Origin of the sequence: Helicobacter brantae (assembly GCF_003364205.1) — a bacterium.
Lineage (GTDB): Bacteria > Campylobacterota > Campylobacteria > Campylobacterales > Helicobacteraceae > Helicobacter_G > Helicobacter_G brantae.
The window spans coordinates 1-24,232 of record NZ_NXLV01000020.1 but is presented as its reverse complement, the minus strand read 5'-3'; the positions used below and the strand labels follow the sequence as shown (position 1 = coordinate 24,232).

Genomic DNA, 24,232 nt, shown 5'->3' with positions numbered 1-24,232 from the left:
ATCCACCCCAATCCTGCACCCCCTCCACCCCCACTTCTTCCACCATTATAGAGATTTCCTACTACATTGAAAGTCCCACCATTAACTTCTAGAAGTGCGTGTCTGTGTTTGAGTATAGTAGCTCCAAAAGATTCATAACCAGCATTATAGAGAAGACTTTCTTGATTGTCATCTATATGTTTGATAGTCGTTGTTCCTCCATTGTGGATAATCTCTCCAGAATCAAATGATGAACCCAGAGATCCATCAGTAGTGAAAGTTGAGTTAAATACTCCCACCTCTGTTTTGAGAGTAAGTGTCCCACCATTGTTGATAATCCCACTTTTTTGCCTACCTTTTGTAACAATTTTTATTTCTCTCACATTAGTGATTTCTGCATTTCCTCCCTGCTCAACTTGGAAGCTTCCACCATCAGAACCAATACTTAGTCTATAAACCCCAGATAGGCTAAAGCTCCCTCTATTTCCTATCTTGATAAGCCCACCATTAAGAAAAAAACGATTATCAACTGTGCGAAAACCACCCATTTGGATTTTGAGTTGAGCATCTTGCCCTACAAAGATTGTGTTATTGGGATTGTGATAGAATTGGAGATTGGCTAGAGTATCTTTCTGTTTGAGAGTTAGGGAAGAAGCTCCATTATTAGAAGTGAGATTGAGATTTGTTGAACCACCATTGCCGAAGTTGTTTCCCCTATTGACATTATCTTTTGGATCTCTATCAAGATAGATTGTGAAATTATCCCCTGAGTTGAGTGTGATTCTTGAATCGCTTGTGGGAATAAAACTTACCCAAGTATCACCATTATTCACCCCCCAAAGAGTGCAAGAGATAAAAAGGGGTAAGATGATTTTATTCACTTCAAAAACTCCAATACTTAAAAAAACATTATTCTATCAGAAATTAAAACTTTATTGAAGTGAAAGTAAGCAATAAAACTACTCCATTCTAAAGATTTGCTGAAATTTGAAATCTTCCAAATCCCTCTTAAGAGTGCGATTCTCTTCTTCAAGAAGCTCTAGGTGGTGTTGGGATTTGGAAATATCACGACTAAGGTAGTAGATTTTGCTTGATAGATAGATTTTGGGTGCAAAGATGATGATAAATCCCAAGAAAATGAAAGTCGCCCAGATTAAATCCCTGCCATTGAGGTTTGTGTTGTTGAGGTTGAGGGAGTTAAGTTCATCTCTTTCTTCTTGGCTTAGCATCATCTATCCTAAAAATTGAAATGCCCTAAGTTTGGCACTCCTAGAGCGTGGATTGGCTCTGAGTTCATCATCTTTTGCACTTAAGGGTTTTTTGGTGAGGATTTTACCACGACTATGATTATCTCCACACTCACATCTCATCACATTTGAGGGGCAAATGCAAGATTTTTCCCACTCTTTGAAAGTGGTTTTGATGATTCGATCTTCTAGGGAGTGGAAAGAGATGATAGCGATGATTGCTTGAGGAAGATTGCTCTCTTGCAGGGTTTGAAGTAGGCTTTGCAATACGCCTAGCTCATCATTGACTTCAATTCTTATAGCTTGGAAGGCTAGAGTGGCGGGGTGGATTTTGTGCTTTTTGAAGTGTTTTTCTAGCAGTGAGCTAAGCTCTAGGGCACTCTCAAAGGGTTTTTTGGCTCTCTCTTGAGTGATGAGGTCTGCCATTTTTTTATACTCTTTGATTTCCCCATATTCTCTAAAAATCCTCTCTAGCTCCATTTTGGGGTAGTGATTGATGACTTTGTAGGCATCAAGATTTTGGCTTTGATCCATTCTCATATCAAGCGAGGGGGAAGAGAAGGCAAACCCACGAGAGAGATCATCAAGTTGCAAAGAGCTAACTCCAATATCTGCCAAAACCCCCACGATTGGCAATGTGGAGAGTGAGAGGGCTTGATGAATGCAGGTAGAGAAATTGCCCTCTAGGATTTGCACTCTATCTTGAGGAAGCGTGGCTTTGCAAAACTCTCTAGCTTCTCTATCTTGATCAATGCCAATGATTTGAAGGTGGGGGTAGGCTTCAAGCAGGGCTTTGCTATGCCCTCCAAACCCCAAAGTGCAATCAATCAAAACCCCCTTATCTATGGAGGAAAACACCTCTAGGACTTCATTTTTTAGCACAGGGATATGAGGGGATTGCATTAGATTTGTGCTACTCCTTCCTCTTGGGCTGTTTTTGCCACAGCAGAGCTGAGTTCGTGGAGCAATCGCTTATCAAAAGGCATAGGGATGATGTAATCTCTCCCAAACTTTAGCTCTCTTCCATAGAGGGTGCAAAGCTCTTGAGGGACTTCTTTTTGAGCTAGGTTTGCTAGGGCTAGTACGGCTGATTTTTTCATTCCCTCTGTAATCTTTCTAGCTCTCACATCTAAAGCCCCACGGAAGATGAATGGGAAAGCTAAAACATTGTTGATTTGGTTGGGGTAATCGCTTCGCCCTGTGGCAATAATGGCATCATCTCTTACTTTCCTGATGAGTTCAGGAGCGATTTCAGGGTTGGGGTTGCTTAGAGTGAAGATAAGAGGATCTTTTGCCATTACTTTGATATCTTCTTGAGTGAGGATATTGCCCTTACTTAGTCCTAGCAACACATCTGCTCCTTTAAGTGCTTCTTGATAGCTTGAGTAGTCCTCATCGAGGATAAAGCCTTGTTTTTGTGGGCTTAAATCCTTTCGCTTAGTGTTGATAAGTCCCTTGCTATCAAACATCGCAATATGCTTCACTCCTAGATTTTGATACATTTTTCCACAAGAGATTGCACTTGCCCCTGCACCGATGATGACAACTCTAAGCTCTTCAATCTTTTTGCCTACGATTTTGCATGCATTGATAAGGGCTGCACTGCTGACAATGGCTGTGCCGTGCTGATCGTCGTGCATTATGGGGATATCTAGCTCATCAATCAAAGTTTGTTCTATCTCAAAGCACTCAGGGGCTTTGATGTCTTCAAGGTTGATTCCCCCAAATGTAGGGGCTAGAGCCTTGATGATAGAGATGAGTTTTTTGGGATCTTTCTCATCAATCTCTAAATCAAAAGAATCAATATTGGCAAATTTTTTGAATAGCACACTTTTGCCCTCCATTACAGGTTTGCTTGCCAATGCTCCGATATCTCCAAGCCCCAAAACTGCTGTCCCATTGCTGATGACTGCGACTAGATTGCCTTTGCTAGTGAGGTTGTATGCCTCTAGTGGATGAGCTTCAATCTCTTTGCAAGGATAAGCCACTCCAGGGGAGTATGCCAAAGAAAGGTCTGTAAAGCTCTCAAGAGAAGTTTTGGGAGCGATAGCGATTTTGCCTCCTTGATGATAGGCTAGTGCATCTTTTTGTAAATCTGCCATTTTGTCTCCTTCAAGTAAGATTGTGGGGAAATGATAGCAAAGTTTGATGGGGATATTAGAAGAAAGTGAGAGAGGGGAGGAGTGCATTTGAAGTTTGTTTCTCCTAGAGTTTTTAAGCAGGGTTTAATGATGAAAAGATTGCTCCAAGAAGGCTAATGTGCGTTTTTTGCATAGGGATGATAATTTGCTATACTTTGTCAAAATTCTCTGGAGACATCAATGAATAAACCAAACAAAGAAAATCTAGAGCTTTTCAATCAAGATATTACACTCATTCTCTCTAAAGAGCGATTGGGTGGATATGGCAACAATCTCCAAAAACACAATGAAAATCTAGCTTTGGCAATGGAGGTGGGGAAGAGGATTTCTATCCTTGAGATTTATCTAAGAAACAAGCTTGATTACTGCCTAAAGCAAATGATTGGAGAGGATTGGATAAAAAGTGAGAAGAGTTTATCTCTTATCACTCTTAAATCTCACAAAAGTATTGATGAGCTTACGCAAAATCAAATCCTCTCTACTCTAATGCTTGGAGAGGTTGTGGATCTCATCAGGGCTTATGAGATTGAGGCAATGATGTTTGACTTGAAGAAGATTAAGTTCAAAAAGTATCATTGGAGTAACTATGATTACTTTTTGAATGACAAAAGAAAAACACCATTTTCAAGTTTGGGTAAAAATACTATCGTTTTCAATCTGCTTCGCACGATTCGTAATCGTGCTTTTCATTGGGAAAATTTACTAAAAACAAGAGAGATAAAAGGAAAAATTTATCCACGCATTACACATAGGGAAAAGGGCATAATGATTGGTGTAATGCCTGAAATGATTTTGATATTTTTAGATGACTTAATTGATACGATTGACAATGAAGAAATCAATAAAAACACTAGAAAAACTTTGGGGATTTAAAAGGTGGGCGTCCGTTCGCCCTTCGAAAGTGATGGAATTGTACCTTATTCTTCATTTATTTTCTTTGCAAATTTAAGAAGTATTTTCTTGATAGGGATTGTTTGGTAGTTTTACGTATTTTTCTAGCTTCTGTGACAAAAGTTTTGAAGAATAAACAAAAAGATTTGAAAAAAAGTGGGTGTAGCTATAAGCCGAGTTCTGTATCAGGTGGGTATTTATCTAGGAGAACATTTCACAATGCCTCTCAAGCGAGAAGTTTAGAAACCAAAGACAAAAACCATACTTCTCTTGCTACGGATTGGGTTTGCATTGCATATTAAGTTGCCTTAATATCGGTAGGCTCTTACCCCACCTTTTCACCCTTACCACTTGCGTGGCGGTTATTTTCTGTTGCACTTTCCCTTAGATTGCTCTAGCCATCTGTTAGATGGAATCCTGTCTTTGTGTAGCTCGGACTTTCCTCTTTTTGCAAAGCAACCACCTGCTACACCCACTTATGAGAATAATTTTAGCTAAAATACTCTTATTTTTGATTTTCATACATTTATTTTAGAGAGTTTTTCAAATGAGAATTTTAGTTTTTTTGTGCTGTGTGGGATTGTTGTTTGCAAAGCCTGTGATTGTGAGCTCTAAGAAAATCACAAAAGGGAGCCTTGATTCGCAAAACACTTTTTTGGGTGTGGTAAATTTCAAAGAGCGATCCAATATCGCCTCTCAAAGCAGTGGGGTGGTGGAGAAAGTGTTTTTCAATCTTGGAGAGAGGGTAAAGAGTGGAGATGAGTTAGTGGTGCTAAACTCTGATTTGCTCCAAAAAGAGATTCAATCCAAAAACGCTAAATTAGAACAAGCCAAACTCCTTAAAGAATTTCAAGAAAAAGAGCTTAAACGCTATAAAAATCTCTTAGAAACCGACTCAATTGCCTTGCAACAATTTGAAAAACTCAGCTATGAGCTAAAAGTGCAAGAGTTAGTCATCGCTTCACTTCTAGCAGAAGTCGATCAAGCCAAAGTGGAGATTTCCAAAAAAACCATAAAAGCCCCATTTGATGGCGTGATTGTAGGGAAGAATGTCAATATCGGAGAGTGGATAAAAGTGGGGGATAGCATTTGTGAGATTCTCAATCACTCACAACCTCAAGCCATCGTAGATGTGCCAAGCCCAATCCTAGCCTTCATCAAAGTAGGAGATGTGGCAAATGTAAGTATCAACTCAAAAAGTTATAGTGGAAAGATTACAGCCATTATCCCCAAAGCCGATAGCCGATCAAGGACTTTTCCTGTGATTATCTCTTTGCCAAGTGATGGGAATTTTGTGGAGGGAATGGCAGTGAATGCAATGCTTAAGAGTGGGGGGAAAAGTGAGGGGTTTTTAGTCCCTCGTGATAGTATCATTGATTATCGCAATCGCCCTTGCGTGTTTGTCATCAAAAATGGCAAAGCAGTGGCAATCAATGTCGATATTTTGGCGATTCAAGGCGATGTGGCAGTGGTGAGGGGAGGGCTTGATCTCAAGGATAGAGTGATTTATAGAGGACAATATCGTTTGCAAAATGGTGCAGAAGTAAAGGAATCTTGATTGAATATTTTAAAGAGTGCGATTAAAAACCCTGTTGTTGTGCTAGTGGGAGTGATTTTTGTCTTTCTCTTTGGATTTTTGGCACTCAAAAAACTTCCCTATCAACTCACGCCAAAAGTAAGCAAACCCATTGTCAGCATTTATACTTCTTGGAGCAATGCAAGTCCTTATGAAGTGGAGGCTGAAATCATCACCCCTCAAGAAAAGGCTCTAAAGAGTCTGAGTGGGCTAGAAGTGATGACTTCAATTTCAAGAGAGGGGAGAGGAAGCATTACGCTAGAGTTTGGGGAGGGGAGCAATCTTGATGCAACTCTGCTTTCTATCTCTCAAAAGCTTGGCGAGATTCGCTCCTATCCTGAAGGGGTTAGTCGCCCAATCATCAAAGCAAGTGGAGAGAGTATCCCTCCTAGTATTTATCTCTTTTTACACTCTACTAACCCTGCTCAATCTGTGGAAGATAAAAGGGTGTTTTTTGTCAATGATGTTGTGCCATTTTTGGAGAGAGTGAAGGGGGTGGGGGAAGTGAGCGTGTGGGGTGGAAGAGATGAGCAAATGCAGATTTTGCTTGATACCAAACTCCTAGCTTATAACAATATCACAATCAATGAGGTGATAGGGGCGATTGATAAAGCCAACAAAGACACTTCAGCAGGATTGCTAGATTATAGTGCTAGAAGCTATCGAGTGAGAGTGAATTCTAAATTTTCTTCCATTGAGGACATTTACAACACCGTGATTAAAACTCAAGGGGGAAGAAATATCTTGCTAAGGGATTTGGCAGAGGTGCAACAAGGCTTTGCCAAAACCCAAGTTTATAGCTTCCACAATAATGAAGATGCAATCTCTGTGCGAATCCACCCAAGCGAGAATGCAAGTGTGCTAGAGCTGACTGAAGCCATAAGGCAAGAAGTGGCAAGGCTGAATGAAACTCTTCTTTTGCCACAAGGATTAAGTCTAGAGTGGAGCAGGGATCAAGAGGGTTATATCTTAGAGGCGATTGCATTAGTCAAAGACAATATCCTCTATGGAATCCTCTTTTCTTGCCTTATTTTATTGCTTTTCTTAAGAGAGATTAGCTCTGTGCTGATTGTGGCATTTGTGATTCCTCTAAGCACTTTTGGGACTTTTGTGGTGCTTTATCTCTTTGATCGCACACTCAATGTCATCTCTCTAGCTGGGATTTCTTTTGCTGTGAGTATGCTAGTAGATAATGCTATTGTTGTGCTAGAGAATATCTATCAGCATAGAGCTAAGGGCAAGGGGCTATTTGAGTCTTGTGTGGAGGGGAGCAGGGAGGTAATGGGGGCGATTTTTGCCTCAGTTTTGACAACCATTGCGATTTTTATCCCTATTTTGGGGCTAAAGAGTGAGAGTGGGCAACTCTTTTTTGACATTGCTCTAGCCTCTACTTCAGCACTCCTTATCTCTCTTTTTGTCTCAATCTTTATCACCCCAATGCTTGTGTATGAATTTCAAAAAAGAAAAATGCTAAATTTGAATTTTAAGCGTTTTTGGAATCTGCTTTTTGCTCCACTAGATTATATAGGCAGGGGGTTTGCTTGGCTTATGGGTGGGGCATTGAGGATTTTTCTCAAAAATTGGCTTACTCGCCTTGTGTGTGTGGGGGGATTTATCACATTGAGTTTTTATCTCTACAATCTTTTTCTACCACGCCTCTCTTATCTCCCTCACGGCGATCAAAACTTTGCAATCGCTTATCTTAGTGTCCCCCCAGGGCTTTCTTATCAAGAAAGAAAAGAAATCGCTCAAGAGATTTATAACAAAAACAAAGACTATCTCTCAATCAATGGCTACAAAGGAGAAAAAGAGGGGATTCCAGCCATTAAAGATCTCTTTTTTATCGGAAATGATGCGTTTATGATGATTGGAGCGATAGCTGAAAATAAAAAAGAAATAGAGCCAATGATAAAAAAACTCCAAAAAGATATCTCTTCTATCCCTTCAGTGAGGGGGAGTGTGTTTCAGCAAGGAATCTTTGATGGAGGAAATGGGGGGTTGAGTATTGATATTTATCTCAATGGCTACAATCTTGAGCATTTGAGGTTTGAGGCTGAGGAGCTAATGGAGAAAATCAAAGAGAAAATCCCCAAAGCCAATGTCCGTGTCGTCCCTACACTTGAAGTCAATAACAAAGAAATCGCTTTCTACCCCGATCTTCAAGCCCTAGCACTCAATGGCTTAGATGCTAAGAGTTTTGGAGAGATTTTAAGCACGATTTTAAGTGGCAAAGTCATAGGGGAGTATCAAACCTCTAGTGGAAGAAATATTGATTTGGTTCTCAAATCCAATACTCACCAAGAAATCGCCCCTGAAGATTTGAATTATGCTCAAATCTACACCCCTCAAGGCAATATCGTATCTCTTTATTCTCTCTCGACAATCCAAGAGCGTTATGGAATGACACAAATTCGCCACTATGAGAGGGAGAGAAGCTATCTTTTGATTGTGATTCCTCCCAAAGATATGGATTTGGAGAGTGCAATCAAAATTATCAAAGATGAGGTGATTGCCAAGAGTGATTTAGGAGAGAATAAGGTTTTGCTCAAAGGGAGTGCCAATCACCTTGAGAAAACAAGTTCAGAGCTTTTGGGTGGGTTTGGCTTGGCCGTGGTGATTACTTATTTGCTTTTGTGTGCGTTGTATGGGAATTTTATCTATCCTTTTGTGATTATTTTTACTTTGCCTTTTGCTGTGGTGGGTGGGTTTATCGGACTAAAACTCACCAATCTCTATATCGCCCCTCAACCCCTAGATGTGCTAGGAATGTTAGGAATGATAATTTTGGTGGGAAGTGTAGTTAATAATGCGATTTTGATTGTGTATCAAAGTCTTATCAATATCAGAGAGTATGGAGAAAGCCCATATAATGCTGTTTATAATGCGACTTTGAGTAGAATGCGTCCGATTTATATGAGTATGCTTACAAGTGTGTGTGGGTTATTGCCTTTGGTGATTTTTAGTGGAAGTGGAAGTGAGATTTATCGAGGTTTGGGAGCTGTGATTGTGGGAGGATTGGTGTTTTCTACTTTTATTAGTTTGTTTGTGATTCCTTCTCTTTTGCTCTTTTTTATTGGGCGAGAGAAGAGGAGAGGAGAAGTAGTGTGAGGGCGTGGATAGGGATTGTGCTGTGTTTGTGCGGGGCGTGGGGGCTTGATATCAATGAGAGTGTGCAAAAAGTCTTGCAAAAAAGCCAAAAAATCAAAGAGCAAGAACATATCCTCTCAAGCCTCAAAGCCCAGCTTGGAATCTATGAGAGTGCGTATTATCCAAAGATTGATTTGAGCAATCAAAGCTCCTATCTCACAAGCGAGAGTTTTCTCAATAAAACCACTTTGGGAGTAAATACCAATCTTTTCAATGGTATGCAAGATTACAATACGATTCAAAAGCAAGAAAAAACCATTCAAGCTCAAAGCAATCAAATTGCCAAAATACAAGGAGAAGTCAAATACGCAGTCAAAAAGCTCTATACTCAAATCCTCCTTGCCAAAGGATTGCTTGAAACCTCAAAAGAATCAGCCAAACTCCTAGAGCTTCAGCTCTCTCAAGCCAACCAATTCTACAAGCAAGGAATCTCTGCCAAAAACAATGTCTTAAGCGTAGAGGTGAGCCTAGCAAGTGCCAATCTTGATATCAACTCCTATATGACAAAGTTACGCTATTTGCTCTCTTCTTTGGAGCTTTTAATGGAGGAGAAAATCACACTAGAGCAAATGCAGGATTTACCCTCATGTGAGGAAGAGCTAGATTATGATAAGTTGAGTTTGATTATTTTTGAACACCACCAAGAATATCGCTCAATGCAGAGACAAAAAGAGGCGTTGCTTTTTGATATAGAGAGTGCAAAGGGGGCGTATTATCCTAAGATTGATTTGAGCGTGGGGGGAGATGTGTTTGCAGGGTATCAAAACTACTCTCAAGCCTCAATTCAGCTAGGAGTGAGTATCAATCTCTTCAATGGTCTCAAAGATAGCTCCACAATAAAAGTCAAGCAATTTGAGCTTTTAAGTCTAAACTCCAAAATCCTAGCTTACAAAAAAGAAATCCTCTCAGAGCTAAAAAAAGCAGTAGGGGACTTCAACCTAGCCAAAGATCAATACTTGCTTTCCAAAAAAACAATCCAATCCGCTCAAGAAAACTATCGAATCGTTTCCAATCGCTACAAACAAAACTTAGAAAATGCTAGCACTCTGCTAGATGCAGAGCTAATGCTAAAGACTGCAAGAGCCAATCTTCTTCAAGCACAATATGGGATATGGGAAAATTTCTTTTATGTAGAGTATTTGGTGGGTGGAGAGATTGCAAACTTTGCGATGCAGTAATGCAAGAGATGAAAAAGCATTGGATTAAGTCTTGATAGTTTAAAAAAAGGGGGGAAGATATAATGGCAGACAGGAAGGGATTCGAACCCTCGAAGGCTTGCACCTTACACGCGTTCCAGGCGTGCTCCTTCAACCACTCGGACACCTGTCTATGTATAAAAGGCGTGATTTTATCATAGCTTCATTGCAAATCTCTCTAAAAACTTTTATAATTTTGTAAAAAATTAGCCAAAGGAACACAAAATGGATACATTACTCAAGCAACTCCCCAAAATCGAGCTTCATCTTCATATTGAAGGCACTCTAGAGCCTGAGATGATGTTTGCTCTCTCTCAAAAAAACAATATCCCTATTCCTTATAAGAGCGTAGAGGAAGTAAGGAAGGCTTATGATTTTCACAATCTCCAATCTTTCCTAGATCTCTACTATGCAGGAGCTTCAGTGCTAGTGGATAGAGAAGATTTTTTCTCTTTGACTTGGGCATATTTTCTTAAATGCAAAGAAGACAATGTTATTCATACTGAAATCTTTTTTGATCCTCAAACCCATAGCTCTAGGGGGATAGATGTGGGAGAGGTGATTGAGGGGATTACTTTGGCGATGAAGAAAGCCAAAGAAGAGCTAGGAATCTCAAGCTATCTAATAGCGTGTATTTTGAGACATTTGAGTGAGGAGGAGGGGATAGCCACGCTTCAATCACTCTTGCCCTTTAGGAATAAAATCATCGCCATAGGATTGGATAGCTCAGAGGTGGGGAATCCTCCTAGCAAGTTTAAAAGATTGTTTGAGTTAGCCAAAAAAGAGGGCTTTTATATCGTGGCTCACGCAGGAGAAGAGGGGGATAGTAGCTATATTTGGGAGGCTTTGGAGCTTGGAGTGAATAGGATTGATCATGGAGTGCACTGCAGTGAAGATAGCAAACTTGTGCAATACCTCAAAGATAAACAAATCCCCCTCACAGTCTGCCCTCTCTCCAATCTCAAGCTCAAAGTTTTCAAAACCCCAAAAGAGCATAATCTTGTTTGGCTTTTAAGAGAGGGGTTGTGTGTGGGGATCAACTCTGATGATCCCTCATACTTTGGGGGATATATGGGTGAAAACTTTGAGATGATTGCCAAAAACTTTGATTTGAGTATTGATGAAATAGTGAAATTGAGTATTAATGCACTCAATTCTTCTTTTTTACCCCAAAATGAGAAGAAAACTTTAATGTCAAAAATCGAAAATTTCAAAAATGTTACGAAAAGTTAAGATTTTGCCAAAAATTACACAAAAGTATGCTAAAAGGCTTCAAAATTTTAAAAACAAGGAGTGAAAATGTCACAAATTACACAAGAAAAAATACAAAAATTGATGGATATCTTCTATGCGAGAATCCGCGTCCATAAGGAGCTTGGAGAGATTTTCAATCGTGCGATTGGGACAAGCGATGAGCAATGGGAAGCCCATAAAAAAAAGATTGGAAATTTTTGGATGGGAATGTTACTGGGTGAGGGGGATTATCAAGGTAACCCTATGAGGGCTCATATTGAGTTGCCACCTTTTCCAAGAGAGCTTTTTGATGCGTGGTTAGGGCTATTTGAGGAGTGTTTGCATCAGATTTTTGACCAAAAAGATACAGAAACTATCTTGCAAAAAGCCCAAGTTATCGCTCAGCGATTCCAATATATGCTTTATGAGGTAAAGCACTAAAATTCACACTTTTTTGAAAATTTCCTGATAAGAGAATGATTTTATACTAGAATACCACCCAGTGTATTTCACACTTAAATCTTTCTCTTTAAGGAGTCATTATGCATACAAAGATGAGTTGGACAAGATTTGACACTCGTTGGATGTTGTCTTTGTTTGGAACAGCTGTTGGTGCTGGAATTTTGTTTTTGCCTATTCGTGCAGGGACTGGTGGGTTTTGGCCTGTTGTGATTATGGCATTACTTGTTTTCCCAATGACTTGGCTTAGCCATAGAGGGCTTAGTCGTTTTGTTTGTGCCTCAAGTGCAGCAGATAAAGATATTACTCACGCAGCAGAAGAGCATTTTGGACGAGGAGTAAGTTTGCTTATCACCGTGCTTTACTTCTTTGCAATCTATCCTATTTGTTTGGCTTATGGTGTGGGGATTACCAATACTTTTGGAAGCTTTTTTACACATCAGCTTGGATGGGCGACTGATTTTTCTGGAGGTTTTAGTCGCTTCTTGTTAGCAGGGATTTTGATTAGTGCAATGATGTTTGTTATGACATTGAGTGAAGAGTTTATTACAAAAGTATGTAATGCTCTTGTTTATCCACTTTGTGTTGTGCTATTTATCTTCTCTATTTACCTTATCCCTCATTGGAAATCAGAGATTTTAGGAAATGTTCCTAGTGTCAAAGAATTTATCGCTGTTGTTTGGTTTACTTTGCCTGTATTGGTCTTCTCTTTCAATCACTCTCCTGCGATTTCGACTTTCTCTGTTGCGATGAGAAAAGAGTATGGAGATCTAGCACCTTATAAAGCTTCTCAAGTGCTTTTTAGAACTTCAGGATTATTGCTATTTTTTGTAATGTTCTTTGTAGTGAGCTGTATTATGTGTCTTGATGCTAATGACTTCCAAGCTGCAAGAGATGCAAATATTCCTATCCTCTCTTACTTTGCAAATAAGCTTGAAAATCCTATCGTATCTTATGGTGCTCCACTTGTAGCATTCCTAGCGATTGTTAGTTCATTCTTTGGACACTATTTTGGTGCAAAAGAGGGATTGAATGGAATCATCAGAAAAGCTATCAAAATGGGTGGAAATGAAAATCCAAACCTCAAAGCAATCGGTATCTTTACAACAATCTTTATGTATGTAACAATGATTATTGTGGCTTATATCAATCCAAGTATTTTGGGATTCATTGAAGATTTGGGTGGTCCAATCATCGCTGTGATTTTGTTCTTGATGCCTGTATATGCTGTGTATCGAGTGAAAAATATGGAGAAATGGAAAAATCCTGCACTTGATGGCTTTGTAGTTATCACAGGATTGTTAGCAATCTCAAGTATTGTGGCTAAATTCTTCTTATAAGAAAGGGGTGGGGTTATGGCTGATACAAGTAATTTGAGCATTTTTAAAATCGGTGTAGGTCCTTCAAGTTCCCACACCGTGGGTCCAATGCTAGCTTGTAATCTATTTTGTAATGCTTTAGGAGATAAAATCTCTGAAGTTGAGAGAGTGGAGATTGAGCTTTTTGGCTCACTCTCCCTCACAGGCAAAGGACACCTTACAGATATGGCGTGTGTGATTGGGCTTAATGGGATTAGAGCAAGAGATCTTACTCCCACTCTCAAAGCCCAAACAATCGCCCTAGCAATGGAGCAAAACAAAATCAATCTTTCAGGAAAAAAACTCATTTCATTTGACTATGACAAAGATGTAATTTTCCATAAAGACTTTTTGCCATTGCACGAGAATGGAATGAAAGTGAGTGCATTTGATAGCAATAAAAATCTAGTTCTTTCTGAGGTGTATTATTCAGTAGGGGGTGGATTTGTCGCTACACAAGAAGCACTCAAAAATCCCCCCAAACAAGAGAGTGGAGAGAAGCTAGAGATAAGTTTTTCAAGTGCAAAAGAGCTTTTAGAGCTTTGTGAAAAACACCAAAAGAGTATCGCTCAAATCTCAATGGAGTATGAAAAACAATTCAATAGTCAAGAGTATATTCGCAATTATTGTTTGGAGATTTGGAGTGTGATGCAAGAGTCTTATCGCAATGGGATTGAGAGTGATGGGATTTTACCTGGCCCACTCAAACTCAAAAGAAGAGCTCCTGAGCTTTATAGACACCAAATCAATCCAAATGATCCACTAGCTTTTGTTGATGTGGTTTCTTTGTATGCTATTGCTGTGGCAGAAGAAAATGGTGCAGGAGGGAAAGTAGTAACTGCTCCTACAAATGGAGCTTGTGCTGTTGTCCCTGCTGTAATGCTTTACTTCCAAGAGCAACTCAAAGAGAAATTTGATGATAATCTAGTGGTGGATTTCTTGCTTGTAGCTATGGCGATTGGCTCACTTTATAAGAAAAATGCATCAATTAGTGGAGCAGAAGCAGGGTGTCAAGCAGAGATTGGATCAGCTAGTTCTATGGCTGCAGGATCTGCAGCATATGTTATGGGGGGCAGTAACGCTCAAATCTGTTCTGCTGCTGAGATTGCGATGGAACACCATTTGGGGCTTACTTGTGATCCTGTGGCAGGATTGGTGCAGATTCCTTGCATTGAGAGAAATGCCTTTGGAGCAATCAAGGCTATCAGTGCGGCTAGAATGGCTCTAAGTCGTGATAGTAAGCCCACAGTTGGACTTGATGAAGTGATTAAGACGATGTATCAGACAGGTAAAGATATGGATCATCGCTACAAAGAAACTTCTCTTGGAGGATTGGCTACTCATCTAGTATGGGAGGCTTAGTCCCCCACTTCCTTTTATATTTTCTTCCCCTCATTTTGTAATCAAAGATATATAATTATGCTTTTTGAGTAATTTTGGAGTGTAAAAAATGGTGAAGTTTTTGGATTTACAAGCCCAATATCAAAGCATAAAGACGGAGATTGATCGTGCAGTTTTGAGAGTGCTAGAGAGTGGGGCATTTGTAGGAGGAGAGTTTGTTGAGAGTTTTGAGGAAGAATTTGCCTCAAGACTTAGGGTCAAATATGCTCTAGGTGTAGCAAATGGGACTGAAGCGATTGAGATTGCTCTTAGAGGATTGCACTTGCCTAAAGAAAGTGAGGTGATTTTACCTGCAAATACTTTCTTTGGTTCATTAGAGGGTGTGATTAATGCAGGGCTTAAGCCTGTGATTGTGGATTGTGGAGAGGATTATTGTATCAATCCAAATGCCATAGAGGAAGCAATCACTCCCTATACTTCAGCGATTTTGGTTGTGCATTTATATGGAAGAATGTGTGATATGCCACGCATTTTAGAGATTGCAAAAAAACACAATCTCAAAATCATAGAGGATTGTGCTCAGAGTTTTGGAGCAAAGATGAAAATCAATGGGGTGGAAAAAATGGCAGGAAGTATCGGAGATGTGGGGTGTTTTAGCTTCTATCCAGGGAAGAATTTGGGGGCTTATGGCGATGGTGGAGCAATCAGCACAGACAATCAAGATTTATATGAAAAATGCCTTTCTTTAGCAAATCACGGAAGAGGGGAGCATAAATATGCTCATCGTTATTTTGGAAGAAACTCAAGACTTGATGGGCTTCAAAGTGCGATTTTGAGCGTAAAGCTTGGCTATATTGATCAATGGAATGAGATAAGAAAAGACAATGCAGAGTTTTATGCTTCATTTTTGGGAGAGATTCCTGAAGTGGTGTTGCCCAAAATGGGAGAGAGAGATGAGAATGTGTGGCATTTGTATGTGGTGAGGATAGAAAACAAGAGAGATGAGGCAATGAAGTTTTTGCAAACTCAGCAAATCCAAGTGGGGATTCACTATCCTTTTTCTCTTTTGGAGCTTGAAGCGTGTAGGGGATTGGAGGTAAGATTTCCTTGTTTGAATGCCCTTAAATGGAGCAAAGATATCTTCTCTCTTCCTATGGGAGAACACCTACAAAAAGAAGATATACAAAAAGTCGCGAAAAATATAAGCGATTTTGTGCGTTGTTTTTGTTAATATTACAGCTTGAAAATTTTAGAACTCAAAAGGAAAGACAATGTTTAAGAGTGTCGTGTCAAAAACCACATTTTATGTGGGACTTTTAACTTGTTTGGGATTTGCAATCTTGGCAGGTATCTCATACTTTGAAGCAAAGGAAAGCATTTCAGAGATTGTGCAAGATACACAAAGACAACAAATTCGCAACAACAAAGCGTATATCACAGATCAAGTCAAAGAAGTTGTGAGAAGTTTGAAAGTATTTTCTCAATCTCTCAAACCTGAAGATTTGCAAAATCCTCAATTGCTTGAGGCTATGCTTTATGGATATTTTGAAGCTTCAAGACTAAGTGCAGTGTTTATTGGTTTTGCAGATGATGGAAGACTCTTGGTTGCAGATTCATCAAAGAAGCAACCCTATTATATGAATATCCAAAATGATGGATATGATGCAAGAAGCAGAGATTGGTTCAAAGATGCATTGAAGAAAAAAGAAGTTGTAATGGGATCAGCTTATTATGAAGAGCATCTCAAAGAAATTGTCATCACTTTCTCGGTGCCACTTTATATCGGAAATCGCCTTGTAGGTGTGGTAGGTGCAGATTTACCTCTTCAGTTTATTCGCAATGAATTAGAGAAGAGCAAAATGTCTCCAAACTCTTATGCATTCTTGGTTGATGAAAAAAATCGTCTTATTGTTCATCCTAGCACTTCTTTGCTTTTGAAAAAAAGTTCTTCAGTTGATGAGATGATGCAAATTTATAAAAAAGTAGGCGAGAATAATCCTTTCCCTTATAGTATTGCAGGAGGGCAATCTCTTAGCAAAATGTGTTCAACTGTGGAAGGCTTGAATTGGACGCTTTGTTCATCTTTGGCACAGACAGATTTCTTCTCAAGACTTGATTCGCTATTGATTAAAGAAAGCATTACAACATTGATTTTGGTTGTTTTGTGTTCTGTATTCCTTTTCTTCTTGGTCAGAAGTCTATTAAGACCGATTACAACTATTCAAGATGGACTTGCAACTTTCTTTGCATTCTTGAGTGGAAAGAGCAAGCAAGCTGTAACCATTCCTATCAATACTCAAGATGAGTTTGGAATGATGGCAAAGGCAATCAATCAAGGGATTCAAAGTGCTGAGAAGCAAATCACAGCAGATAATCAACTTATCGCTGAAGCAAAGGGTGTGGCAAATGAAGTTCAAATGGGTAATTACAGCGTTTCTATCCAACACTCCACTCCAAATGTGGCACTTGAAGAGTTTAAAGATAGCGTAAATACAATGATTGCTTCAACTAGAGAACATTTCACTCAGACAAACAAAGCTTTGGCTGCTTATAGTGCATATGATTATTCAAATAAACTCTTCTTGGAGAATTTGAAGTCAAATGGTGCATTTGATTCTTTGGTGCAAAATATCAATACACTTAGAGATTCTCTAGCTCTAATGCTAGGCAATTCATTGCAACAAGGAAAAGATTTGCAAGGTAAGTCTTTGGCTCTTAAAGAATCAGTTCAAATCCTTTTTGATGGAAGCTCTAAGCAATCAAGCTCACTCCAAGAGAGTGCAAATACTGTGAGAAAAATCAATGAGGCTATGGGTATGGTTAATACCAAAACTCAAGAGGTTACAAAATACTCTGCAGATATTAAGGATGTTATTACTATCATTAGCGATATTGCAGAGCAAACCAACCTCCTAGCACTCAACGCCGCAATTGAGGCTGCAAGGGCAGGAGAGCACGGAAGAGGATTTGCCGTCGTTGCTGATGAAGTAAGAAAACTTGCTGAGAGAACTCAAAAATCTTTGAGCGAGATTGAAGCAAATACTAATACTCTTGTTCAATCTGTTGATGAGATGGGTGAGAGCATTAGAGAGCAGTCTGCAGGAATCTCAAGAATCAACGATGCAATTTCTCAACTTGAAAACGTAACTAAGCAAACCGTTGAGATTGCAGATGAGACAGAGAAAATCGCTAAAGAAGTTGCAGATATGGCTGATAAAATTGTGGGTGAGGCACAATCTAAGAAGTGGTAATCCCACTTCCCTCCCCATTCCCCCAAAATGAAAGACACTAATCGAAACTCCCAAAAAGGCAAATCAGGATTTAAGCGAATTAAGAATGCATTTTTTTATTCTCTTAGTGGCATTATGAGTGCTTGGAGAGATGAAGAAGCATTTAGACAGATTGCAATCTGTGCGACTTTGGGAATCGTTGCAAGTTTTTTCTTGGCAAGAGATTGGGTTGAGCTTGTTTTGCTCTTGCTTCCCTGCTTCCTTGCTTTATGCTCTGAGCTAATCAACTCTGCGATTGAAAATGCTGTGGATTTTACAAGCCTTGAGATTCATCCACTAGCCAAAAAGGCCAAAGATATGGGAAGTGCTATTCAGCTTCTAGCGTGTATTTTTTGGGTGATTGTGTGGGGAAGCTATCTTATCAATCGCTTTTTACATCCAATCTATTAGTTTTGTTACTTCTTGCACCTCATAGCATTTCAAAGGGGTTTTGTTGCTAGGGTTTTTGGGAACTATGGCTTTGCTAAACCCATAGTGAGCAAGCTCTTTTAATCTACTATCCAGATTTCCCACCTCTCTTACATCTCCAATCAAACTCACTTCCCCAATAAATGCAGTGGTAGGATTGAGGGGACGATTTCTAAAGCTTGAGATAATACTTGCAATCACAGCCAAATCCGCTCCTGTTTCACTGATTTTTATCCCACCTGAAACATTGATAAAGACATCATAGCGATTGAGTGGGATTTCTAACTTTCTCTCTAAAAGTGCTAGTATCATATTGAGCCGATTGAGATCAAACCCTGTGGCAAGGCGTTTGGGCATTCCAAAAGTGCTTTCACTCACTAAGGCTTGAATCTCAAGCACCAAGGCTCTTGAACCCTCTAGTATCACAGTGATTGCACTTCCTGACATTTGCTTTTTTTGCTCAAAAAATAATCTTGAAGCCTCTTTGGTGCTGACAAGCCCATTTTCTTTCATCTCAAAGATTCCCACTTCACTTGTATTTCCAAAACGATTTTTAAATCCTCGCAAGATTCTCAGCTCTCTGCTTGGATCTCCCTCAAAATAAAGCACACTATCCACCATATGCTCTAGCACTCTTGGCCCTGCGATTGAGCCTTCTTTGGTGATATGTCCGATGATGAAGATTGAGATATTGTTTTCTTTGGCAACTCGCATCAAAGCAAATGTGCTTTCTCTCACTTGAGAGACTGAAGCAGGGGCTGAGCTGATAGAGGGAGAGTAGAGGGTTTGGATAGAATCAATGATGCAAATCTCAAAAGAGGGGATAGAAGAGAGAATGTGATCAAGATTGATTTCACTAAGCAAAAAGAGATTGTCATCAAGACAGCCCAAACGCTCTGCACGCATTTTGATTTGCCCCATACTCTCTTCCCCACTGACATATAATACTTTTTTTCCATGAGTGGCAAGATTGTAAGCGATTTTGAGCAAAAGTGTGGATTTCCCCACCCCTGGGCTTCCTCCGATGAGATACAACCCTCCTGCGACAATCCCTCCACCTAGCACGATATCAAACTCACTCTCATAAGAGCTAAATTTGAGAAATTCTTCATTTTTGACTTGTGTGATTGGGAGGGCATTTGAGGGGGTAGAGGAGGTAGAGGAGGTTTTTAAAAATTCAATTTGCTCACTTCTTAGCTCTACCATACTCTCCCACGAGCCACAATTTCCGCATTTTCCTAGCCATTTTGGGCTTTGAAATCCACAATGCTGACATTCAAAAAGTGTGGGCTTTTTTTTAGCCATTATAGATTCCATCAAGGAGAGTTTGGATATATTCATCTTGATTGAAAGCAATTAAATCCCCCTCTTTTTCTCCTACGCCAATGTAGGCAATGGGAAGTTTAAGTTCATAAATCATAGAGAGGATTGCTCCTCCCTTGCTTGTGCTGTCAAGTTTAGTGATAATAATGGCATCAATATCAAGCATTTGGCTAAAAATCTTAGCTTGGGTGATTGCTGAGCTTCCTTGGGTGCCATCAAGGACAAGAAATTTCTCAAAAGGCTTATCATCTAGGGCTTTTTGACATACTTTTGCAATTTTGACAAGCTCATTTTTGAGATTGGTTTGATTGTGTAATCTTCCTGCTGTATCAATGATGATTTCTTCAGCCCCTCTAGCAAGTCCTGCTTTGATACTATCAAATGCAATCGCACTTGGATCGTGTCCCATTTGTGAGCTTATGACTTCTATCCCTAGTTTTTCTCCCCAAAGTTTGACTTGCTCAATAGCAGCAGCCCTGAATGTATCCCCAGCTCCTAAAAGCACTTTTTTCCCCTCGCTCTTGGCTTTATAAGCAAGTTTGGCAATCGTTGTAGTTTTCCCTGCACCATTTACCCCAATAATCAATCGCACCAAAGGAGAGGTTTGAGGTGGAGTGTAAGTGATTTTCTCATAATAACTCTCTGCTCTAAAAAAGCGATAAAGTGCGACTTCTAAACTTTCACGATCGACTTCATTGGGCAAGGATTGCAAAATCTCCTCTACCAAATCATAATCAATATCGCTTTGGATTAGAATCTCTTCAAGTGTATCTTTGGGGATTAGAGTTTGTTTGATTCCCAAAGTTTGGCTGATAGCGTCTGTGGTTTTTTTGAGTGTATCTCTAAGGGTTTTAAAAATCATTTTTCCTCCATTTGTTTTAGAATTTGGTTGAGATTAAGCTCGATCATTTCTTCAGGCACTAGCCCTTCATATTCTGCGACAAGATGAAGGCTTTTGTCATAGAGGGCGATAAAATTTGTGCTAGTTTGTCGCTCAAAGGTTTGAAGAAAATCCTCACCCTTACAATAATAAAACTCAAAGCCCAAAGCATAGTTTTGCCTTAGAGTTTCTGCTTCACTTTTAAAATTTTCTTCCTTAGAATCTGAGAGGATTGCAAGGAAAGTGATTTTGTCCTTGTAGTCTTCATAGAGGCGATTGAGATGTTCTATCCCTCTAAAACATTGTGTGCAAGAGGGTTGGATAAAAAGAAATAAAATAGGCTTGTGTTGATTGGCAATTTGTAGGCGATTTTTTACTTTTGTGATTAGTATTTCTTTGCCATCAAGGGAGCTGAGGGTGAATTGAGGGTAGAGGGCTTTGCTTGGGGTGTGATTTTGTTTGCAACCTATCAGAAAAAAACATAAGAGAAAATATAGTAAGATTTTTGCATTCATAAAAGGCATTATACCCAAAGGAGGATTCATCAAAGCACAAATCCGAAAAATTGCTAAAGCTAGGCTTCTTGGAAGTAGGCATTCCAAAAATTATGCACAAAGAGAAGTGTTAGATGAGATAGAGAGAATAATCTTGCAAAGAAAGGCTAAGAGGGTATTGCTTTATTGTCCTTTAAGCTTTGAGCTAGATATCTCTCCTTTGCTTTGGCGATTGAAAAAGGTGAGGGGGATTGAGGTTTTTGTGCCTTATATTCAAGGTGAGGAGTTTAGAGCTGTTTTGTTTCGTTTGCCTCTAATCCGTGCAGATTTTGGAGTATTGCAACCCAAAGTGGCATACTCTCACACCCAAAAGATTGATGTGATTGTGGCTCCAAGTATTGCTTGGGATAAGGAGTTGGGAAGAATTGGATTTGGCAAGGGGTATTATGATCGTTTTTGTGCAAAATTAACTTCCAAACCCTATATAATTTTTGTGAGTTATTTGAGTTTTTTTGTGAAAAAGAAAATTACACAAGACTTTGATATTCGTGGAGATATAGCATTATCTCCAAAGTGTAGATTAAGGAGAAAGAAAAGTGGTATTGTTATGGACAGGCCTTATAATAGTTATAGTTTTAATCTTAGAGATTTTGAGAAGGAAGTTTTGGTATCCCAAGAGGGCGACTGAAAAATTACTTCACTCTCAACAGCTCAAGCTCAAAGAAATGGAGTTAGAGCAAAAGTTTCAAGTCAGAGTGCAAGAGTATGAGCTAAAAAACAAAGAGTTTGCACACAAAGAAGCCCAACAGCTTCAAGAGATACAAAGACGCTTTGCAGAGATAGAGCAAAAAGAACTTGCTTTGAGTGAAAAAGAAAAAAAACTAGCCAGAAAAGAAGAATCTCAAAACAAATTGCATATGCAATATATCCAAGAGAGGGAAAATCTCAAAAACACCCTTTCTCAACATTTGGGAATGTCAGTTGAGGAGATTACCAAAAAGCTTTATAAACTCATAGAAGAGGATATGGTGGATTACAAAGGCAAACTAATCCGTCGCTATGAGAGTGAGGCAAAAGATGAGGCTAGAAAGAGGGCAAACTATATTATCGCCCAAGCCACCACTCGCTATGCAGGGGAGTTTGCCACAGAGAGGCTTATCAATGTAATTACTTTGCCAAATGATGAGCTAAAGGGAAGAATCATCGGAAAAGAGGGGAGAAATATCAAGACTTTGGAGATGATAACAGGAGTTGATGTCATTATTGATGATACCCCCTCAAGTATCGTGCTAAGCTCTTTTAATCTCTATCGCCGAGCTATTGCTACAAAGCTGATAGAAGCTTTGGTAGAAGATGGGAGGATTCAGCCTTCAAGGATTGAGGAGGTTTATGAGAGAATCTCTCAAGAGATGGAAGAGCAAATCGCTCAAGATGGCGAAGATGTCGTGCTTGATTTGGGGCTAGGATATATGCACCCAGAGCTTAAAAAACTTGTTGGTAAAATGAAATATCGTGCAAGTTATGGGCAAAACTCACTAGGGCATTCTATCGAGGTGGCAAAACTAGCAGGGATTATTGCAGGAGAGCTTGGAGGAGATGCAAGAATGGCACGAAGAGCAGGGCTATTGCACGATATTGGCAAAAGTCTCACTCAAGAGCTTGGAGGTAATCACGTGGATTTGGGCTATGAGCTTTGTCTCAAATACCAAGAACACCCCATAGTTCTCAATGCCATTAAATCTCATCACGGACACGAAGAGGCTCAAAGCATAGAGGCTGCAGCAGTTTGCACAGCCGATACACTCTCAGCAGCAAGACCGGGGGCTAGAAGAGAGGCATTGGAGAATTTCTTGCAAAGAGCCATAGAGCTTGAAGAGCTTATCAATCGCAAAATGGGAGTAAGGCAATCTTATGTCATCAATTCAGGGCGAGAGGTGAGAGTGATTGTCGATGCAGATATTTTGAGTGATGAAGAAAGTGCAGTGTTGGCTAGAGAGATTGCCAAAGAGATTGAAGAGGGATTCCAATATCCTGGTGAAATCAAAATCAATGTTATACGAGAAAGCCGAGCGATTGAGTTTGCTAGATAAAATAGGGGAAATTGCCTAGAAGTAATGGTGTCAAGAGGGGGACTTGAACCCCCGACCTCCGGCTTATGAGACCAGCGCTCTAAACCAGCTGAGCTACCTTGACATAACAAAAGCTAGGATTTTACAAGAAAAATTATAAAAAGTCAATAAGATTATTAGACATTTTGCTTTTGAGCCAAAATTTCAGAGTAAGCATTTTGAAAAATCTGTGGAAAGTTTTGAAGAGTTTTGGATTGAGAGTAGGGGTTTTTGTTGGAAGATAGTAGCCCATCTCTTTGCAATTCATTGAGGCGATAGAGAGATTGTGCTGCCATAATCTTCTCACTCTCACTCATCTCTGCTGTGGCTCTCAAAAATGCGTGATACTCATCATCTGTCATTTTTTCAAGCACAACAAGTCCATAAGTTTGGCGTGGAAGTGCATAAGATTCTTTTTCATATGGAGGAGTGCTTTCCTCAACTTTTGTTTTATCACTCAAATCCGCAGTTTTGAGATATTGAGATTGAATATCTTGCTCTTTAGCATAATAAGATGGCATTGAAAATGATGAATTGATTTGCATAACTTCCTCCTTGATCTATTCAAGGAGGATTAGCAAAAAGCAGTCCTATTTTGGTTTGTGTGATGAGATGAAGAAAAGGTGAGCCAAAGCCCACCCAAAAAAGGAAGAGTGAGTTACTGAGCCTTGCCCTCTTGAGCTTCTTTTGCAGTCTTTTCTACTTCTTTGCTCTCTTTTGATTGAGTATCCTCTTTACTCTCTCCACCCTCTATCTTCTCTCCATTCTCTTTATCTTCCTTGCTCTCTTCCCCCTCTTTCTCTTCCCCTTCAATCTTGAGTGGTGCTTTATAATCTGCTTTTTCAAGGATTGGGCTATATCCATCACTCTCTCCAAAGCTATATCTCACTCCCACATTGACTTGATAATCAGTATTGATTTTCCCTGCAAAGCTTTTCTCAAAGTCAAAGTAGATTCTAGTATTATCTTTGATAGTCATATTAGTCCCTACATTGACTACTACTCTTCCATCAGAGCTAATATCACTTAAGATATTCTCCACCCCACTCATTTGATCTGTGCTCATTGTGATACTTCCCCCACTCACATAATCATACTCATAGAATGCTCCTACATAAAGTGAGGCATTGAAAGTATCTTTTTGAGTAAATTTCTTAAAGT

The 24,232-nt window shown here is 39.5% G+C and carries 22 protein-coding genes, 2 tRNA genes and 1 other RNA gene; 13 read left to right on the top strand and 12 right to left on the bottom strand.

Translation table 11 applies throughout. The features are described from left to right. From CQA58_RS07765 to CQA58_RS07750, 4 genes are all read right to left on the bottom strand, one after another. Positions 1-860 (bottom strand): hypothetical protein (locus tag CQA58_RS07765; RefSeq protein WP_147288630.1); only part of this gene is annotated, 860 nt, incomplete at its 3' end. Between the two features lie 78 nt (positions 861-938). Next, positions 939-1,208, bottom strand: coding sequence for a hypothetical protein (locus tag CQA58_RS07760; protein ID WP_115570144.1), 270 nt, complete (start codon positions 1,206-1,208; stop codon positions 939-941). 3 nt (positions 1,209-1,211) lie between these two features. Beyond that, positions 1,212-2,129: a 16S rRNA (cytosine(1402)-N(4))-methyltransferase RsmH gene (rsmH, locus tag CQA58_RS07755; RefSeq protein WP_115570143.1), complete on the bottom strand. Its 918-nt coding sequence runs from the start codon at positions 2,127-2,129 to the stop codon at positions 1,212-1,214. Next, entirely contained in the window at positions 2,129-3,328 is a 1,200-nt protein-coding gene (locus CQA58_RS07750; protein ID WP_115570145.1) for a malic enzyme-like NAD(P)-binding protein, read from the bottom strand. The genes rsmH and CQA58_RS07750 overlap by 1 nt, the downstream gene beginning before the upstream one ends. A gap of 219 nt (positions 3,329-3,547) precedes the next feature. On the opposite strand from CQA58_RS07750, the gene CQA58_RS07745 reads away from it, so the two are divergent. Beyond that, entirely contained in the window at positions 3,548-4,240 is a 693-nt protein-coding gene (locus CQA58_RS07745) for a CAAX protease (RefSeq protein ID WP_115570142.1), read from the top strand. 171 nt (positions 4,241-4,411) lie between these two features. Here CQA58_RS07745 and rnpB read toward each other — a convergent pair. Next, positions 4,412-4,733, bottom strand: an RNA gene (gene rnpB / locus CQA58_RS07740) — RNase P RNA component class A. Positions 4,734-4,805: 72 nt separating this feature from the next. Here rnpB and CQA58_RS07735 point away from each other — a divergent pair. From CQA58_RS07735 to CQA58_RS07725, 3 genes are read left to right on the top strand one after another with little or no spacing between them, the layout of a single operon-like run. Further along, entirely contained in the window at positions 4,806-5,816 is a 1,011-nt protein-coding gene (locus tag CQA58_RS07735) for an efflux RND transporter periplasmic adaptor subunit (RefSeq protein ID WP_115570141.1), read from the top strand. Continuing rightward, entirely contained in the window at positions 5,817-8,942 is a 3,126-nt protein-coding gene (locus tag CQA58_RS07730; RefSeq protein WP_115570140.1) for an efflux RND transporter permease subunit, read from the top strand. Then, positions 8,939-10,159 (top strand): TolC family protein, encoded by a 1,221-nt coding sequence (locus tag CQA58_RS07725; RefSeq protein ID WP_115570139.1) that lies wholly within the window; start codon positions 8,939-8,941, stop codon positions 10,157-10,159. The genes CQA58_RS07730 and CQA58_RS07725 overlap by 4 nt, the downstream gene beginning before the upstream one ends. A gap of 63 nt (positions 10,160-10,222) precedes the next feature. Here the strand turns inward: CQA58_RS07725 and CQA58_RS07720 are convergent. After that, a tRNA-Ser gene (locus CQA58_RS07720) sits at positions 10,223-10,310 on the bottom strand. Between the two features lie 92 nt (positions 10,311-10,402). On the opposite strand from CQA58_RS07720, the gene CQA58_RS07715 reads away from it, so the two are divergent. The 7 genes from CQA58_RS07715 to CQA58_RS07685 all read left to right on the top strand — a co-directional run bounded on the left by CQA58_RS07715 (position 10,403) and on the right by CQA58_RS07685 (position 18,248). Continuing rightward, entirely contained in the window at positions 10,403-11,410 is a 1,008-nt protein-coding gene (locus CQA58_RS07715) for an adenosine deaminase (RefSeq protein WP_115570138.1), read from the top strand. A 60-nt stretch (positions 11,411-11,470) separates the two neighbouring features. After that, positions 11,471-11,851, top strand: coding sequence for a group III truncated hemoglobin (locus tag CQA58_RS07710; RefSeq protein ID WP_115570137.1), 381 nt, complete (start codon positions 11,471-11,473; stop codon positions 11,849-11,851). A 113-nt stretch (positions 11,852-11,964) separates the two neighbouring features. Further along, positions 11,965-13,209: an SLC5/6 family protein gene (locus tag CQA58_RS07705; RefSeq protein ID WP_170126778.1), complete on the top strand. Its 1,245-nt coding sequence runs from the start codon at positions 11,965-11,967 to the stop codon at positions 13,207-13,209. 15 nt (positions 13,210-13,224) lie between these two features. Continuing rightward, on the top strand, positions 13,225-14,589 hold the full coding sequence (locus tag CQA58_RS07700) for an L-serine ammonia-lyase (protein WP_115570135.1): 1,365 nt from the start codon (positions 13,225-13,227) through the stop codon (positions 14,587-14,589). A gap of 88 nt (positions 14,590-14,677) precedes the next feature. Continuing rightward, on the top strand, positions 14,678-15,799 hold the full coding sequence (locus CQA58_RS07695) for a DegT/DnrJ/EryC1/StrS family aminotransferase (RefSeq protein ID WP_115570134.1): 1,122 nt from the start codon (positions 14,678-14,680) through the stop codon (positions 15,797-15,799). 40 nt (positions 15,800-15,839) lie between these two features. Next, a complete protein-coding gene (locus tag CQA58_RS07690; RefSeq protein ID WP_115570133.1) occupies positions 15,840-17,819 on the top strand; it encodes a methyl-accepting chemotaxis protein in 1,980 nt (659 codons plus the stop codon). Positions 17,820-17,846: 27 nt separating this feature from the next. After that, positions 17,847-18,248 carry a diacylglycerol kinase gene (locus tag CQA58_RS07685; RefSeq protein WP_115570132.1) on the top strand — a complete coding sequence of 134 codons (402 nt, stop codon included), beginning with the start codon at positions 17,847-17,849 and terminating at the stop codon, positions 18,246-18,248. On the opposite strand, the gene radA is transcribed toward CQA58_RS07685, so the two are convergent. Genes radA through CQA58_RS07670 form a run of 3 tightly spaced genes read right to left on the bottom strand, consistent with a single transcriptional unit; the run spans position 18,231 to position 21,014 of the window. Then, positions 18,231-19,571 carry a DNA repair protein RadA gene (gene radA / locus CQA58_RS07680; RefSeq protein WP_115570131.1) on the bottom strand — a complete coding sequence of 447 codons (1,341 nt, stop codon included), beginning with the start codon at positions 19,569-19,571 and terminating at the stop codon, positions 18,231-18,233. The two genes, CQA58_RS07685 and radA, sit on opposite strands and share 18 nt — an antisense overlap. Beyond that, complete coding sequence (gene ftsY, locus CQA58_RS07675) at positions 19,564-20,451, bottom strand: signal recognition particle-docking protein FtsY (protein ID WP_115570130.1); 888 nt, start codon at positions 20,449-20,451, stop codon at positions 19,564-19,566. Before ftsY ends, radA begins: the two co-directional genes overlap by 8 nt. Next, positions 20,448-21,014: a TlpA family protein disulfide reductase gene (locus tag CQA58_RS07670; protein ID WP_115570129.1), complete on the bottom strand. Its 567-nt coding sequence runs from the start codon at positions 21,012-21,014 to the stop codon at positions 20,448-20,450. Before CQA58_RS07670 ends, ftsY begins: the two co-directional genes overlap by 4 nt. Between CQA58_RS07670 and CQA58_RS07665 the strand changes: the two genes are divergently transcribed. Together CQA58_RS07665 and rny are read left to right on the top strand one after the other, a co-directional pair. Further along, complete coding sequence (locus CQA58_RS07665) at positions 20,929-21,651, top strand: 5-formyltetrahydrofolate cyclo-ligase (protein WP_115570128.1); 723 nt, start codon at positions 20,929-20,931, stop codon at positions 21,649-21,651. The two genes, CQA58_RS07670 and CQA58_RS07665, sit on opposite strands and share 86 nt — an antisense overlap. After that, positions 21,611-23,053 carry a ribonuclease Y gene (rny, locus tag CQA58_RS07660; RefSeq protein WP_425454676.1) on the top strand — a complete coding sequence of 481 codons (1,443 nt, stop codon included), beginning with the start codon at positions 21,611-21,613 and terminating at the stop codon, positions 23,051-23,053. Before CQA58_RS07665 ends, rny begins: the two co-directional genes overlap by 41 nt. A 25-nt stretch (positions 23,054-23,078) precedes the next feature. Here rny and CQA58_RS07655 read toward each other — a convergent pair. The 3 genes from CQA58_RS07655 to CQA58_RS07645 all read right to left on the bottom strand — a co-directional run. Next, positions 23,079-23,156 (bottom strand) — tRNA-Met (locus CQA58_RS07655). 52 nt (positions 23,157-23,208) lie between these two features. Then, positions 23,209-23,616, bottom strand: coding sequence for an HP1233 family protein (locus CQA58_RS07650; protein WP_115570126.1), 408 nt, complete (start codon positions 23,614-23,616; stop codon positions 23,209-23,211). Between the two features lie 113 nt (positions 23,617-23,729). Further along, the coding region (locus CQA58_RS07645; RefSeq protein WP_115570125.1) for an autotransporter outer membrane beta-barrel domain-containing protein at positions 23,730-24,232 on the bottom strand (503 nt) is incomplete at its 5' end.

Coding starts and splice junctions, on each gene's coding strand:
- CQA58_RS07715 (WP_115570138.1), top strand. CDS start 10,403: ATGGATACATTACTCAAGCAACTCCCCAAAATCGAGCTTCATCTTCAT.
- CQA58_RS07685 (WP_115570132.1), top strand. CDS start 17,847: ATGAAAGACACTAATCGAAACTCCCAAAAAGGCAAATCAGGATTTAAG.
- CQA58_RS07670 (WP_115570129.1), bottom strand. CDS start 21,014: ATGAATCCTCCTTTGGGTATAATGCCTTTTATGAATGCAAAAATCTTA.
- rsmH (WP_115570143.1), bottom strand. CDS start 2,129: ATGCAATCCCCTCATATCCCTGTGCTAAAAAATGAAGTCCTAGAGGTG.
- CQA58_RS07735 (WP_115570141.1), top strand. CDS start 4,806: ATGAGAATTTTAGTTTTTTTGTGCTGTGTGGGATTGTTGTTTGCAAAG.
- CQA58_RS07650 (WP_115570126.1), bottom strand. CDS start 23,616: ATGCAAATCAATTCATCATTTTCAATGCCATCTTATTATGCTAAAGAG.
- CQA58_RS07745 (WP_115570142.1), top strand. CDS start 3,548: ATGAATAAACCAAACAAAGAAAATCTAGAGCTTTTCAATCAAGATATT.
- radA (WP_115570131.1), bottom strand. CDS start 19,571: ATGGCTAAAAAAAAGCCCACACTTTTTGAATGTCAGCATTGTGGATTT.
- CQA58_RS07705 (WP_170126778.1), top strand. CDS start 11,965: ATGAGTTGGACAAGATTTGACACTCGTTGGATGTTGTCTTTGTTTGGA.
- CQA58_RS07690 (WP_115570133.1), top strand. CDS start 15,840: ATGTTTAAGAGTGTCGTGTCAAAAACCACATTTTATGTGGGACTTTTA.
- ftsY (WP_115570130.1), bottom strand. CDS start 20,451: ATGATTTTTAAAACCCTTAGAGATACACTCAAAAAAACCACAGACGCT.
- CQA58_RS07700 (WP_115570135.1), top strand. CDS start 13,225: ATGGCTGATACAAGTAATTTGAGCATTTTTAAAATCGGTGTAGGTCCT.
- CQA58_RS07750 (WP_115570145.1), bottom strand. CDS start 3,328: ATGGCAGATTTACAAAAAGATGCACTAGCCTATCATCAAGGAGGCAAA.
- CQA58_RS07695 (WP_115570134.1), top strand. CDS start 14,678: ATGGTGAAGTTTTTGGATTTACAAGCCCAATATCAAAGCATAAAGACG.
- CQA58_RS07760 (WP_115570144.1), bottom strand. CDS start 1,208: ATGCTAAGCCAAGAAGAAAGAGATGAACTTAACTCCCTCAACCTCAAC.